Annotated in this window: 15 protein-coding genes; 2 read left to right on the top strand and 13 right to left on the bottom strand. The window is 70.7% G+C overall.

Going from position 1 to position 12,763, the window contains the following annotated elements; genetic code table 11:
- Nucleotides 1-160: 160 nt before the first annotated feature.
- Nucleotides 161-1,084, top strand: coding sequence for a KPN_02809 family neutral zinc metallopeptidase (gene ypfJ / locus NIE111_RS01530; RefSeq protein WP_238682671.1), 924 nt, complete (start codon nucleotides 161-163; stop codon nucleotides 1,082-1,084).
- Between the two features lie 72 nt (nucleotides 1,085-1,156).
- Here ypfJ and NIE111_RS01535 read toward each other — a convergent pair whose 3' ends face one another.
- From NIE111_RS01535 to NIE111_RS01595, 13 genes are all read right to left on the bottom strand, one after another.
- On the bottom strand, nucleotides 1,157-1,516 hold the full coding sequence (locus tag NIE111_RS01535) for a YybH family protein (protein WP_238682672.1): 360 nt from the start codon (nucleotides 1,514-1,516) through the stop codon (nucleotides 1,157-1,159).
- A 65-nt stretch (nucleotides 1,517-1,581) separates the two neighbouring features.
- Nucleotides 1,582-1,881 carry a muconolactone Delta-isomerase family protein gene (locus NIE111_RS01540; protein WP_238682673.1) on the bottom strand — a complete coding sequence of 100 codons (300 nt, stop codon included), beginning with the start codon at nucleotides 1,879-1,881 and terminating at the stop codon, nucleotides 1,582-1,584.
- 203 nt (nucleotides 1,882-2,084) lie between these two features.
- On the bottom strand, nucleotides 2,085-2,732 hold the full coding sequence (locus NIE111_RS01545) for an acVLRF1 family peptidyl-tRNA hydrolase (RefSeq protein WP_238682674.1): 648 nt from the start codon (nucleotides 2,730-2,732) through the stop codon (nucleotides 2,085-2,087).
- Nucleotides 2,733-2,866: 134 nt separating this feature from the next.
- Entirely contained in the window at nucleotides 2,867-3,499 is a 633-nt protein-coding gene (locus tag NIE111_RS01550; protein WP_238682675.1) for a LysE family transporter, read from the bottom strand.
- A gap of 314 nt (nucleotides 3,500-3,813) precedes the next feature.
- Nucleotides 3,814-4,404, bottom strand: a complete 591-nt coding sequence (locus NIE111_RS01555) for a TIGR03086 family metal-binding protein (protein WP_238682676.1) — start codon at nucleotides 4,402-4,404, stop codon at nucleotides 3,814-3,816.
- Between the two features lie 185 nt (nucleotides 4,405-4,589).
- A complete protein-coding gene (locus tag NIE111_RS01560; protein WP_238682677.1) occupies nucleotides 4,590-5,036 on the bottom strand; it encodes a metal-sulfur cluster assembly factor in 447 nt (148 codons plus the stop codon).
- A gap of 147 nt (nucleotides 5,037-5,183) precedes the next feature.
- On the bottom strand, nucleotides 5,184-5,657 hold the full coding sequence (sufU, locus tag NIE111_RS01565; RefSeq protein WP_091403700.1) for a Fe-S cluster assembly sulfur transfer protein SufU: 474 nt from the start codon (nucleotides 5,655-5,657) through the stop codon (nucleotides 5,184-5,186).
- Entirely contained in the window at nucleotides 5,657-6,961 is a 1,305-nt protein-coding gene (locus NIE111_RS01570; protein ID WP_238682678.1) for a cysteine desulfurase, read from the bottom strand. Before NIE111_RS01570 ends, sufU begins: the two co-directional genes overlap by 1 nt.
- Before the next feature lie 20 nt (nucleotides 6,962-6,981).
- A complete protein-coding gene (sufC, locus tag NIE111_RS01575) occupies nucleotides 6,982-7,755 on the bottom strand; it encodes a Fe-S cluster assembly ATPase SufC (protein ID WP_238682679.1) in 774 nt (257 codons plus the stop codon).
- The gene (locus NIE111_RS01580; protein WP_091403693.1) at nucleotides 7,755-8,081 is read right to left on the bottom strand and encodes a non-heme iron oxygenase ferredoxin subunit; all 327 of its coding nucleotides are present in this window, start codon (nucleotides 8,079-8,081) and stop codon (nucleotides 7,755-7,757) included. Before NIE111_RS01580 ends, sufC begins: the two co-directional genes overlap by 1 nt.
- The gene (gene sufD, locus NIE111_RS01585) at nucleotides 8,081-9,226 is read right to left on the bottom strand and encodes a Fe-S cluster assembly protein SufD (RefSeq protein ID WP_238682680.1); all 1,146 of its coding nucleotides are present in this window, start codon (nucleotides 9,224-9,226) and stop codon (nucleotides 8,081-8,083) included. Before sufD ends, NIE111_RS01580 begins: the two co-directional genes overlap by 1 nt.
- 88 nt (nucleotides 9,227-9,314) lie before the next feature.
- The gene (sufB, locus tag NIE111_RS01590) at nucleotides 9,315-10,745 is read right to left on the bottom strand and encodes a Fe-S cluster assembly protein SufB (protein WP_091403689.1); all 1,431 of its coding nucleotides are present in this window, start codon (nucleotides 10,743-10,745) and stop codon (nucleotides 9,315-9,317) included.
- A complete protein-coding gene (locus NIE111_RS01595; RefSeq protein WP_372488267.1) occupies nucleotides 10,742-11,542 on the bottom strand; it encodes a helix-turn-helix transcriptional regulator in 801 nt (266 codons plus the stop codon). Before NIE111_RS01595 ends, sufB begins: the two co-directional genes overlap by 4 nt.
- 98 nt (nucleotides 11,543-11,640) lie before the next feature.
- On the opposite strand from NIE111_RS01595, the gene NIE111_RS01600 reads away from it, so the two are divergent.
- Nucleotides 11,641-12,603 (top strand): COX15/CtaA family protein, encoded by a 963-nt coding sequence (locus tag NIE111_RS01600; RefSeq protein WP_238682681.1) that lies wholly within the window; start codon nucleotides 11,641-11,643, stop codon nucleotides 12,601-12,603.
- The last annotated feature ends 160 nt before the right edge of the window (nucleotides 12,604-12,763 follow it).

Below are 12,763 nucleotides of genomic sequence, written 5' to 3' on the forward strand. Positions count from 1 at the left end.
CGCAGCACCTGGCAAGTGTACCGGGCGCCGTCGGACGTCCCGCCCGGATTACCGATCAAGATCATCGGGTATCGGAACGCCTGTCCGGACCCCGTCCGGCACTCGATGGACGAAACGACACCTATAAGACATTCAGCGGCATACGGCGATCGGGGTCACCATGGAACTCAACGAGCGGGCCGAGCTCGACACCTCCCAGGCCAACGACCTCGGGCGTGGATCCGGCGGTGGGGGCGGCGGCATGGGCATCCCCATCCCCGGCGGCGGTGGCCGGGGCGGCATCATCGGCATCGTGGTCGCCGTGCTCGTCGCGCTGCTCGGCGGCGGGTTCGGCCTGAACGCCATGACCAATGGCGACGAGGGCGGCCAGGCCGGGGGCAGCGACCTGGAGCAGGTGTGCTCCACCGCCAACCCCGACCGGCTCGACGACGCGCGCTGCCGCAACCTGCTCTACGTCAACAGCATCCAGGCCTACTGGCAGAAGGCGTACCCGGAGTTGGGCAACGGAAAGTACGAGGCGACCGACACCAACTTCTTCCAGGCCGCTGTGAACACCGGCTGCGGGCAGGCCGACTCGGGCGTCGGCCCGTTCTACTGCCCCGCCGACAAGCAGGTGTACATCGACCTGAGCTTCTACGACGAGCTGGCGTCCCGGTTCGGTGCCAAGGGCGAGTTCGCCCAGCCGTACGTGCTCGCCCACGAGTACGGCCACCACGTCCAGAACCTGCTCGGCACCAACGCGAAGGCCGGCCAGGGCGACCAGAGCGGCCCCCGCTCCGCCTCCGTACGGCTGGAGCTGCAGGCCGACTGCTACGCCGGCGCCTGGGCCAAGCACGCCACCGAGAGCAAGGACAAGACCGGCCAGGAACCGCTGTTCACGTCCATCACCCAGACTGACATCAGCGAGGCCGTGCAGGCCGCGGAGGCGATCGGCGACGACAGCATCCAGGAGCGCTCCGGCGGGCAGGTCAACCCCGACCAGTTCACCCACGGCACGTCCGAGCAGCGCAAGCGTTGGTTCAACCAGGGCTACGACCGCGGCGACCCGAAGACCTGCGACACCTTCGGCACCGACCAGCTCTGACATCCGCTCCGAGATCGTGGCAGGCCCTCAGCGAGGCCTGCCACGATCGTCATTTCCGCCGAAGCTCCCGGGTCAGGTGAGCCGCGAGACCTGGTAGTGGCCGATGAGCCAGTCGTCGTCGACCCGCCGCAGGAGCACGCCCAGGTTGACGGTCAGGGCCGGTCGGTCGGTGAAGCCGAACTCCACCTCCAGGTAGCCGAGGACCACGTCGTCGGCGAGACGACGGATCTCCCTGATGTCGTACGCGGCGGTCAGGCCGAGCGGCTGTCCGGCGTAGTACGCGGCGACGCCGGCACGACCGACCGTGTTCGGCTGCAACCCCTGAAAGATCGCGTCGTCGGTGAAGCACGCAGCGACCCGATCGGGCTCGTGGGCGTCGACTGCCGATTTCCACCGATCGAGGACGGTGCGCAGAATCTGGGCCTCGGACATGATGATCTCCCTGCTGACGGACGTGCCCCGTTGTGTGCCTGTCGAGCCGGCGTGCCCTCGCAGGGTCAGCGAGGCGGCTGACCCGGGTCGTTCGGGTGCGGCGTCAACGGCGTCACGGTCTCGCGCCGCCAGGCGCGCAGCGGCATCGACGCGAGCACGGCTTCCAGCTCATCGGCGTCGTCGGCCTGGAACAGCCCCCACGTACGCCACTCCCCCGGCGCCAGCGGCGGCCGCCACAGCCGCAGGAGACTGCCCTGGGCCGTCAGCTCGGCCGAACGCGCCGCCTCTCGCGCACGCATGTCGGCGACCCCGTCCTCCGACGTTCCCTGCGGCACCGTCGTCACCATGTCAACCAGAAACTCCACGCGCCCATCCTCCGGCGGTCGGCCGGGCAGCACGCCGCGAACCCCGTTTTGGGTGGCGATCGTCTCCCCACCGACGCCACCGCCGCCGGCGACGGCGACGGCGACGGCGACGGCGACGGCGACGGCGACGGCGACGGCGACGGCGACGGCGACGGCGACGGCGACGGCGACGGCGACGGCGACGGCGTCAGTGAAGGCCGAGGTCAGTCGGGGTCGCGCACCAGGATCCGTACCGCCCGGGCCGCACCCACCGCCGCGACCAGCACCGCGTGTCGCGGCTCCGGCACGTCGAGCAGCCGCTCCGCCCGCAACGGCACGAGCGGGGCCAACCGCCGGTCGGCCAGCACCCCGTCCACCGCCCGCCGGTCACCGCCGCAGACCAGCGCGGCGAGCGTCGCCACCTCCGGCAACAGCAGCCGTACGGCCAGGTCCGCCGCGTCACCCAGCGCAGCCTTCGCCTGGTTGTCACGCCGACGGGCGAACCGGTGCTGCGACCATCCCCCCGCGGCGGTGCGCCCCTGGACGTACCGGGTGTCCACCTTGGAGACGACGAGGTCGCCGCCCTCGGCCACCCCGAGCGCCACAGCGCCCTTGCGCGCCAACAGCAGGCCGACGCGGCGGGGCATGACGGCGGAGGCCACGAACCCGGCCACATCCACCCCGGTCGGCGCACCCGGTGGGGCGTACAGCTCGGCGGTTGCCCCGTCCGGGGCGGCGAGCAGCAGGCCGTACTCCTGGGCGCTGGTGGTCGGCGGGCCGTGCCGGTCGGCGAAGCCCTCGACCCAGCGGCCGACGCGGGCCGGGTCGACCTCGACCCACCGGCCTCCGCCGGCTGCGGGTCGACTGGTCATCGCCCGACCGTACGGCACAGCGGCCCCGCGCGGACCCCCGGGCGGCCCGCGGGGCCCGGCACGCTCCGACGGGCCCGGCACGCTCCGACGGGCCCGGCACGCTCCGACGGGCCCGGCACGCTCCGACGGGCCCGCTAGCTCGGAAGCAGCGCGGCCACCGCCAGCGCGGCGATGAGCGCGCTGGAGAGCAGGCCGGTGACCAGCCGGCCGCGCGGCCCGGTCAGCGCCCGGCCGACCACTGTGCCACCGCCGGCGATGACCAGTTGCCAGCTCGCCGACGCCACGAACACCCCGGCCACGAAGAGCGCCACGGCGAGCACCCCCGAGTCGGCCGTGTCCCGACGGCCGAGGACCAGCGCCGTGAAGTAGAGGACCGTCATCGGGTTCAGCAGTGTCAACCCGAGCAGCGCCGCGTAGGCACGGCCCGGAGTGCCCATGCCCCGACCGGCCCGTGCCGTCGGCGTCACCCGTGAGCGGTGCGCGGACCACGTTCGCCACAGTCCGTGCCCGGCGAGACCCAGCAGGACCACGGCAGCGACCACCCGCAGAGGCCCCGCGACCGGCGCGATGATCCCGGCCAGGCCAGCGCCGCCGAGGACGGCCACCACCGCGTAGAGCCCGTCGGCGGTAGCCACCGCGAGCGCCGCCGCCGCACCCACCCGAAACGAGGTACGGGCACTGAGGCCCAGAATGAGAATCGCGATCGCGCCGACGGGAATGGCGACGCCGTAGCCGGCGACCAGGCCGGCGAGGAACGCCCGGGTCACGGACGTCGGTGGCGGGTCGAGGTTCGTCCCCGGAACGGCCGCTGTCGGCGCACGGCAGTCGCCGCACGGACAGGAACCTGCAACGGGTACGCCTCAATCACACGCGCATCCTCCGCGCCGGACCCGCGCCCCCGCCACCGATTTTCCTCGCGCCCCGCGCCTCGTGACGACGCACAGCGCCGCCGAGACCGGGAGGGGCTTGGGACGTACGCCTCGAACCAGGATGTAGTGGCCTCGGCGCTGCGCCGAGGCCACTACATCAACGATCGAGCACGATCTTGAGCTGTTCAGGGCCGATCAATGACGCACCCGGGTCAGCGGGGGTCGCGACCGAGGTAGGAGAGCAGGGCCGCGACCTCGTCGGCTTCCGCAGCGCCGTCGATCGCCGGGGCGTACGCGCCGTAGGCACGCAGCGGCTCGACGATCTGCCGGGCCACCACCAGCAGGGGGCGGGCTAGTTCGACGCCGAGCGGGGACGGCTGGCCGGTGGCCACCGCGATGTCCCAGGCGTGCACTGCGGCATCCAGGGCGCACGCCACGGCGCCGACCTCGGCGGGCAGCTTGCCCTGGGGCAGCGGCGTGGGCACCTCCGGATCGTCGTCGGCGACACGGTTCCAGGCCCTCGCGGACGCGTCGAGGGCGGCGCGTAGGCCAGCGAGTTTGTCACCGTCGATCTGACCGGACGGCGCGAACGGGTCCTCCACCGGCCCCGGCCCGCCGTCGATCGCCGCCGCGAAGGCGAGCTGATCGCCGACCGCGTGCTGAAGCACCTGGGTGACGTTCCACCGCTCGCACGGGGTGGGCCGCTCCCAGGCGTCGGCCGGAACCCCCTCGACTGCCGTCCGAAGCGCCTCGTGCGCCTCTTCGAGCACGATCCGCCACTGCCCCGCCGCCATCTCGCCCATCGTCCTGCCCTCTCCGCCGGCTTCCAGCGAGCTGACCCACCCGCCGCCGGAGCGGAATATTCCGCTCCGTTTGATGAGTTCAGCTTAGCAGACCGGAACGATCCGTTCCACTACTTTCGGTCGGCCTGGAAACGCGTCGAGCGCGGCACCCGGACGGGTACCGCGCTCGACGACGTGGGATCAGGTCAGACGTTGAAGCCGAGGGAGCGGAGCTGGTCCCGACCCTCGTCAGTGATCTTGTCCGGGCCCCACGGCGGGAGCCACACCCAGTTGATCCGGATGTCGTTCACCAGGCCGCCGCCGGGGCCGGTGGTCAGCGCCTGCCGGGTCTGGTCCTCGATGACATCGGTCAGCGGGCAGGCCGCCGAGGTGAGCGTCATGTCCAGGGTGGCGACGTTCTCGTCGTCGACGTGGACGCCGTACACGAGGCCCAGGTCGACCACGTTGATGCCGAGCTCCGGGTCGACGACGTCCTTCATCGCCTCCTCGATGTCGGCGATCATGGCCTTGCTGACGCCGCCCGCGGAAGCGGCGGCGTCACCGGTGCCATCGGTCGTCGCGGCGTCGGTCTGCGGCACCACTGGGGTGTCACTGGCCTCCGGCGTCGCCTCAGTTGCGGTGTTCTCGCTCATGCCGTCCCTCCGCTTCGCTCCGTGACGCCATGAGGCACCAACGCGCTGAACCACTGATTCGCTCGCTGACGCTCGCTCATGCCGTCCCTCCGCATCGCTGCGTGATGCCACACGGCACCACTGTGTCATTCGCTCGCTGACGCTCGCTCACGCCTTCACCTCCGGGCTCACACCCACACCGGCGCGTGCCGCGGCGTCCTTGAACGCCATCCACGGCAGCAGCGCGCACTTGACCCGGGCGGGGTAACGGGCCACACCCGCGAAAGCAACCCCGTCACCGAGCACGTCCTCGTCCGGCGTGACCTGGCCACGTCCGGACATCAACTCCACGAACGCCTCGTGCACCTCGAATGCTTCCCCGGCGCCGCGACCACGCAGCAACTCGTGCAGCACACTCGCCGATGCCTGGCTGATCGAGCAGCCCATCCCGTCGTACGAGATGTCGTGCAGCACCGTGCCGTCGGTGGCCACCCGGACGGTGACCTCGTCACCGCAGGTGGGGTTGACGTGGTGCGCCTCCGCGACCTGGTCACCCGGGTCGTCGGCATCGCGCAGGCCACGCCCGTGCGGGCGCTTGTAGTGGTCCAGGATGATCTCCTGGTAGAGCTGGTCGAGCTGCATCAGTCGAACACCTTCCGCACCTGCTCCAGACCGGCCACCAGAGCGTCGATCTCCTCGGTGGTGGTGTAGAGGTAGAACGACGCCCGGGTCATGGCCGGAACACCGAACCGGCTGCACACCGGCTTGGCACAGTGGTGACCCACCCGCACCTGCACGCCGAGCGAGTCGAGCACCTGACCCACGTCGTGCGGGTGCACGTCACCGAGTGCGAACGAGATGGTGCCGCCCCGGCCCACCGGCACTGTCGGACCGAAGATCCGCAGGTCCGGTACCGAGCCGAGAGCGTCCAGCGCGTACGCCGTCAGCTCCTTCTCGTGCCACTGGATGGCCTGCATCCCGATGCCGGTCAGGTAGTCGACCGCCGCGCCGAGCGCGACCGCCTCGGCGATCGGCGGGGTGCCCGCCTCGAAGCGGGCCGGCGGCGCGGCGAACGTCGAGCGGGCCATGGTGACCGTCTCGATCATCGAGCCGCCGCCGAAGACCGGCGGCATGGCCGCCAGCAGCTCACCCCGACCCCAGAGCACACCGATGCCGGTCGGACCGCACATCTTGTGGCCGGTGAACACGATGTAGTCGGCGTCCAGGTCGACCACGTCGATGGGCAGGTGCGGCACCGACTGCGAGCAGTCCAGCAGCAGCAGCGCGCCCACCTCGCGGACCCGCGCGGTGATCCGGGAGGTGGCGTTGACGGTGCCGAGGATGTTCGACACGTGCACCAGCGAGACGATCTTCGTCCGTTCGGTGACCAGATCCTCCAGGCCCGACTCGTCCAGCCGCCCCTGGTCGGTGACGGGGAACCAGCGCAGGGTCGCGCCGGTGCGCTCGCAGAGCAGCTGCCACGGAACGATGTTCGAGTGGTGCTCCATCTCGGAGATCACCACCTCGTCGCCGGGGCCGAGCCGGAACCGGGGGTCGGCGTCCGGGCGCAGCGAGGCGTTCGAGAAGGCGTACGCCACGATGTTGATCGCCTCGGTGGAGTTCTTGGTGAACACCACCTCGTCGGTGCTCGGCGCGTTGATGAACGCGGCGATCTTCGCCCGCGCCCCCTCGTACGCCTCGGTGGCCTCGGTGCCCAGGGTGTGCACCGAGCGCGACACGTTGGCGTTGTGCCGCGCGTAGTGCTCGTCGAGCACGTCGAGCACCTGGCGCGGTTTGTGCGAGGTGTTGGCGCTGTCGAGGTAGACCAGCGGGTGCCCGTTGATGTCCCGACCCAGGATCGGGAAGTCGGCGCGCACCCGGGCCACGTCGAAACGCGGCACGTCGTCGTACTGCGGCATCCCCGAGGGGATCGCGATGCTGGTCATCTCGGCAGCGCCTCTCCCGCTCAGGCCTTGGCCGTGCCGGCCCCGGCGGCGTACCGCTCGTAGCCCTCGGCCTCGAGCTTGTCGGCAAGCTCCGGGCCGCCCTGCTCGACGATCCGGCCGGCCACGAAGACGTGCACGAAGTCCGGCTTGATGTAGCGCAGGATCCGCGTGTAGTGGGTGATCAGCAGCACGCCGGTGTCACCGTTGTCGCGAACCCGGTTGACGCCCTCGCTGACCACGCGCAGCGCGTCCACGTCGAGACCGGAGTCGGTCTCGTCGAGGATGGCGATCTTCGGCTTGAGCAGCTCCAGCTGGACGATCTCGTGCCGCTTCTTCTCACCACCGGAGAAGCCCTCGTTGACGTTGCGCTGGGCGAAAGCCGGGTCCATCTGGAGACGCTCCATCGCGCCGCGCAGCTCGCCACCCCAGGTACGGAGCTTCGGCGCCTCGCCGTCGATGGCGGTCTTCGCGGTCCGCAGGAAGTTCGCGACCGAGACACCGGGCACCTCGACCGGGTACTGCATGGCCAGGAAGAGGCCGGCGCGGGCGCGCTCGTCGACCGTCATGGCCAGCACGTCCTGGCCGTCGAGGGTCACCGTGCCGCCGGTGATCTCGTACTTGGGGTGACCGGCGATCGAGTACGCCAGGGTGGACTTGCCGGAACCGTTCGGGCCCATGATCGCGTGGGTCTCGCCCGACTTCACGGTCAGGTCGACGCCGGCCAGGATCGGCTTGAGCTCACCCTCGGGCAGCTTGACCGACACCTTCAGGTCGCGGATCTCCAGGGTGCTCATTATCGGGTCACTCCATTACTCGGCGTCAGGCTGAGGTAGATGTCGCCGTCGCGGACTTCGACGGGGTAGACGGGGACGGGTTCGGTGGCGGGCAGGCCGGTCGGCTCGCCGGTGCGCAGGTCGAAGCGCGAGCCGTGCAGCCAACACTCGAGCGTGCAGCCGTCGACCTCGCCCTCGGAGAGCGCGACCGAGGCGTGCGAGCACTCGTCGTACGCGGCGTAGAAGCCGCCGTCCTCGCCGTGCACCAGGGCGATCGGCGTGCCGTCGACGTCCGCGCTGATCGCGGTGCCCTTCGGCACGTCCTCGGTGGAGCAGATGCGGATCATCAAGCGCCCGCCTTGGTCAGCCGAGCCTCGATCGCATCTCCGAGGCTCTCACGCAGCGACTCCACCGGGATCTTGTTGATCAGCTCGGCGAAGAAACCGCGGACCACCAGCCGGCGGGCCTCACTCTCCGGAATGCCCCGGGCCATCAGGTAGAACAACTGCTCGTCATCGAAGCGGCCGGTCGCGCTGGCGTGGCCGGCACCAGAGATCTCGCCGGTCTCGATCTCCAGATTGGGTACGGAGTCCGCCCGCGCGCCGTCGGTGAGCAGCAGGTTCCGGTTGATCTCGTACGTGTCGGTGCCGGTCGCCTCGGCCCGGATGAGGACGTCGCCCACCCAGACGGTGTGCGCGCTCTCGCCCTGCAGAGCGCCCCGGTAGCCGACGTAGCTGCGGCAGTCCGGGACGCTGTGGTCGACGAGCTGCCGGTGCTCAAGGTGCTGGCCGGAGTCGGCGAAGTAGACGCCGTACAGCTCGGCCTCGCCACCGCGCCCGGTGTATTCCACGCTGGTGAACTGCCGGACCAGGTCGCCACCCAGGGAGACCTGGATGTGGATGGCCTTCGCGTCCCGGCCCAGCTTGATCTTCAGGTGCTGGGCCTGGACCGCGTCGTCGGCCCAGTCGGCGACAGTGACCAGCGTCAGCTTCGCGCCGTCCGCCACGGCCACCTCGACGTTGTCGGCCAGGGTGGCCGACCCGACGTGCTCCAGCACCACTGTCGCCTCGGCGAACCGGCCCACCTCGACGAAGGTGTGACCGAAGGCCGGCTGCGCGATACCCTCGCCGACCACCCGCAGCCGGACCGCCTCGCCGAGCACCACGTCCGGGGCCACCCGCAGCAGCAGGGCGTCCGCGGCGGCACCGTAGGCCAACGCGCTGACCCGGTCGACCGGAGTCAGCACGCTGCCGACCCGCTCGTCGTCCCGGCCGATCCGGGTGATGGCGACGCCCTCGGGCAGGTCACCGTACTCGTGTCGGACCGAGCCGGTCGCGGCCGGCGCGTCACTGGTCAGGCCGCGGAGGCGCTTGAGCGGGGTGAAACGCCACTCCTCTTCCAGGCCGGTGAGGGCCGGGAAGTCGGCGACGTCGTACGAGCGCAGCGCCTGCGACTTGGTGCTGGGCGGCGGCGCGGAAGCCTGGGTAGTCATTTCTTCCTTGGTCTGTCTGTTCCGTGACGACGAGTTGGGGCCAGGTGTGACGGGCCGAGGTTCCGGCCCGCCACGGGGAGCGGCGGCGTCAGCCGACCGCGCCCTCCATCTGAAGCTCGATCAGACGGTTGAGCTCCAGGGCGTACTCCATCGGGAGCTCCTTGGCGATCGGCTCGATGAAGCCGCGCACGATCATGGCCATCGCCTCGTCCTCGCTCAGGCCCCGGCTCATCAGGTAGAAGAGCTGGTCGTCGCTGATCTTGGAGACGGTCGCCTCGTGACCCATCGACACGTCGTCCTCACGGATGTCGACGTACGGGTAGGTGTCCGAGCGGGAGATGGTGTCGACCAGCAGCGCGTCGCACTTGACGGTGCTCCGGCTGTGGTGCGAACCCTCCAGCACCTGCACCAGACCCCGGTACGAGGTGCGGCCGCCGCCACGGGCGATCGACTTCGACACGATGGTCGAGGAGGTGTGCGGCGCGGCGTGCACCATCTTGGCGCCGGCGTCCTGGTGCTGACCCTCGCCGGCCATCGCCACCGAGAGCACCTCGCCCTTGGCGTGCTCGCCGGTCATGTAGACCGCCGGGTACTTCATGGTCACCTTGGAGCCGATGTTGCCGTCGACCCACTCCATGGTCGCGCCCTCGTGGCAGACGGCGCGCTTGGTGACCAGGTTGTAGACGTTGTTCGACCAGTTCTGGATGGTCGTGTAGCGGCAGCGCGCGTTCTTCTTGACGATGATCTCCACGACCGCGCTGTGCAGCGAGTCGGAGGAGTAGAGCGGTGCGGTGCAGCCCTCGACGTAGTGCACGTACGCACCCTCGTCGACGATGATCAGCGTCCGCTCGAACTGGCCCATGTTCTCCGTGTTGATCCGGAAGTAGGCCTGCAGCGGGATCTCGACCTGCACGCCCTTCGGCACGTAGATGAACGAGCCACCGGACCACACCGAGGTGTTCAGGGCGGCGAACTTGTTGTCGCCGACCGGGATCACCGTGCCGAAGTACTCCTTGAAGACGTCCTCGTGCTCGCGCAGCGCCGTGTCGGTGTCCAGGAAGAGAACGCCCTGCTCCTCAAGGTCCTCACGGATCTTGTGGTAGACGACCTCCGACTCGTACTGCGCCGCGACACCGGCGACCAGCCGCTGCTTCTCCGCCTCCGGGATGCCCAGCCGGTCGTAGGTGTTCTTGATGTCCTCGGGCAGGTCCTCCCAGCTGGTGGCCTGCTTCTCGGTCGACCGCACGAAGTACTTGATGTTGTCGAAGTCGATCCCGGTGAGGTCCGCGCCCCAGGCCGGCATCGGCTTACGGCCGAACAGCCGCAGGCCCTTCAGCCGCAGGTCGAGCATCCACGCCGGCTCGTTCTTCTTGGCCGAGATGTCCCGCACCACCGCCTCGTTGATACCGCGCTGGGCGACCGCCCCGGCGGCGTCCGGGTCGGACCAGCCGTACTCGTACCGGCCCAGGGCGGCGAGCTGCTCTTCCTGGGTCAGGGGCTGGACGATCTGCTCGGTCATCTATCTGTCCTCACAGTGGTTACGGGATTACCGGATTGAGCGCGGCCCGGCTGGGTCGGGATGTGCGTGGTGCACACCCCGTCGCCGTGCGCGATGGTGGCCAGACGCTGCACGTGGGTGCCGACCAGACGGGAGATGACCGCGGTCTCGGCCTCGCACAGCTGAGGAAACTCGGCGGCCACGTGCGCCACCGGGCAGTGGTGCTGACAGAGCTGGCCGCCAGAGGCGATCGTGGTCGCACTGGCAGCGTAACCCTCGCCGGTGAGCGCCGCGGCGAGTGCCTCGGCTCGGGCGAGAGGCTCGTCGCCAGCGTCCTCCATCGCCGTCCGACAACGGGACTCGAGAGCCGACACCTGCTCGGTGGCGAACGCCTCGACCGCGTCCGAACCGCCACTGCGGGCGATCCAGCGCAGCGCGGCGGTGGCCATGTTGTCGTAGTGGTGTGTGCCACAGCGGACCCGGGCGGCCTCGGTCAACAGGAACACCTTGGCCGGGCGCCCCCGACCGCGACTGCCCTGCACGGGCTGCTCGCGGGCGTACACGTCACCGTCCGCAAGCATCGCGTCGAGGTGCCGGCGGATCGCCGCCGGGCTGAGCCCGAGCGCCGCGCCAAGCTGCGCGGCGGTGGTGGCACCCTGCTCCAGCAGCAACTGCGTGACCCGATCCCGGGTGGAGACCTCGGCCGCCGCCGGGCCGGCGAGGCCCGCCGACGTGGTCACGACAGGCGCGGACGCGGACGCACCGAGGGCCGGTACGGCCGTCGGTTGGTGCCCGGAGAGCGCCGCCGCGTTTTTCACAACGCCAACGTTACGTAATTACCCGGAGGGTCGCAAACCCGGGCCCCGGTGATCCCAACCACCGACCCGACGGAGTCGGACGAACCTCGATCACTACGGTGCGTAGGATTTGCGCCGTGAACCGAATCGTCCGTCCGGTCTCCGGCATCCTGCTGCGCCGCCTCGCGCTCGCCTCGATCATCGCGAACGTGGGCATCGTCGTCACCGGCGGGGCCGTCCGGTTGACCGCCTCGGGCCTCGGCTGCCCCACCTGGCCCCGGTGCACCGACGATTCCTACGTCACCACGCCCGAGATGGGCGTGTACGGGGTGATCGAGTTCGGCAACCGCATGCTGACCTTCGCTGTGGGTCTGATCGCGCTGGCCACCGTGCTGGCCGTACTGCTGCACCGGCCCCGCCGACCCGGGCTCCTCGCACTGGCCGTGGCAGTCTTCCTGGGCATCCCCGCCCAGGCGGTGATCGGTGGCATCACAGTGCTGACCAACCTCAACCCGTGGGTGGTCGGGCTGCACTTCCTCGCCTCGATGGCCGTGATCGCCGCCGCGTACGCCCTCTGGCGACGCATCGGCGACCCCGACGGCCCGACAGTGGCCGTGGTGCCCGCACCGCTGCGCGCGCTGGCCCGGGTCACCACCGGCGTCACCGTCGCCGTGCTGGTCGTCGGCACCTGGGTCACCGGCAGCGGCCCGCACGCCGGCGACCACGGCGCCGCTCGCAACGGGCTCGACCCGGAGACGATCTCGCAAGTGCACGCGGACGGGGTCTTCCTGCTGATCGGTCTCTCGGTGGCGCTGATCTTCGCGTTCCGCGCCGTCGGCGCGCAGCGGGCCACCCGCGCCGCGATCATCCTGGTCGCCGTGGAGTTGGGTCAGGGTCTGATCGGCTTCGTGCAGTACTTCACCCACGTGCCGGCGCTCCTGGTCGGCGCGCACATGCTCGGCTCCTGCCTGGTGTTGCTGGCCGCCCTGTCGGTGCAGTGGTCCACCCGGGAACGCCGCCCGGTCGCGCCGGCCCCCCAGGCCACCCCGACCGACGCAGCCCCGGTACCAGTCACCGCCTAACCGCAAGGCCGCCCCGGCCCGGATCACCCGCGCGCCGCAATCACCGCGCACCTGGCCGGCAACGCCTGCCCCACAACGAACGTCACCCCGCAAGCGCGCCCCGCGCCCCGCGCCCCGCGCCCCGCGCCCCGCGCCCCGCGCCCCGCGCCCCGCGCCCCGC

This window comes from Micromonospora hortensis, assembly GCF_022230935.1.
Taxonomy (GTDB): domain Bacteria; phylum Actinomycetota; class Actinomycetes; order Mycobacteriales; family Micromonosporaceae; genus Micromonospora; species Micromonospora hortensis.

Coding starts and splice junctions, on each gene's coding strand:
- ypfJ (WP_238682671.1), top strand. CDS start 161: ATGGAACTCAACGAGCGGGCCGAGCTCGACACCTCCCAGGCCAACGAC.
- NIE111_RS01535 (WP_238682672.1), bottom strand. CDS start 1,516: ATGTCCGAGGCCCAGATTCTGCGCACCGTCCTCGATCGGTGGAAATCG.
- NIE111_RS01545 (WP_238682674.1), bottom strand. CDS start 2,732: ATGACCAGTCGACCCGCAGCCGGCGGAGGCCGGTGGGTCGAGGTCGAC.
- NIE111_RS01555 (WP_238682676.1), bottom strand. CDS start 4,404: ATGGGCGAGATGGCGGCGGGGCAGTGGCGGATCGTGCTCGAAGAGGCG.
- NIE111_RS01560 (WP_238682677.1), bottom strand. CDS start 5,036: ATGAGCGAGAACACCGCAACTGAGGCGACGCCGGAGGCCAGTGACACC.
- sufU (WP_091403700.1), bottom strand. CDS start 5,657: ATGCAGCTCGACCAGCTCTACCAGGAGATCATCCTGGACCACTACAAG.
- NIE111_RS01570 (WP_238682678.1), bottom strand. CDS start 6,961: ATGACCAGCATCGCGATCCCCTCGGGGATGCCGCAGTACGACGACGTG.
- sufC (WP_238682679.1), bottom strand. CDS start 7,755: ATGAGCACCCTGGAGATCCGCGACCTGAAGGTGTCGGTCAAGCTGCCC.
- NIE111_RS01580 (WP_091403693.1), bottom strand. CDS start 8,081: ATGATCCGCATCTGCTCCACCGAGGACGTGCCGAAGGGCACCGCGATC.
- sufD (WP_238682680.1), bottom strand. CDS start 9,226: ATGACTACCCAGGCTTCCGCGCCGCCGCCCAGCACCAAGTCGCAGGCG.
- sufB (WP_091403689.1), bottom strand. CDS start 10,745: ATGACCGAGCAGATCGTCCAGCCCCTGACCCAGGAAGAGCAGCTCGCC.